The organism is Bifidobacterium sp. UMB1197 (genome assembly GCF_030217745.1).
Taxonomy (GTDB): domain Bacteria; phylum Actinomycetota; class Actinomycetes; order Actinomycetales; family Bifidobacteriaceae; genus Bifidobacterium; species Bifidobacterium vaginale_B.
Window position 1 is genome coordinate 1 of record NZ_JASOOL010000112.1, and the last position, 232, is coordinate 232.

General features: G+C 53.0%; 1 protein-coding gene. It reads left to right on the forward strand.

Annotated features, from left to right (window positions below; all coding sequences use genetic code 11):
• The coding region (locus QP420_RS06845) for an aminopeptidase P N-terminal domain-containing protein (protein ID WP_481616909.1) at positions 1–232 on the forward strand (232 nt) is incomplete at both ends.

Below are 232 nucleotides of genomic sequence, written 5' to 3' on the forward strand. Positions count from 1 at the left end.
GCGCCTTGTTATCCCAGCAGGTCAGCCAAAAGTACGCACTAACGATTGCGACTACGCTTTTAGACCAGACACAACTTTCGCATACTACACTGGCTTGGGTCAGGATTACGAAGCTGGCGCTGTTCTTGTGCTTGAGCCAGTGCAAGCAGGCAGTAACGAGGAAGCGGCTGGCAAAACTCACGTTCCGCAGCTTTTTGTGGCTCCTCGCGCAGACAATAGCACTGATGCGTTC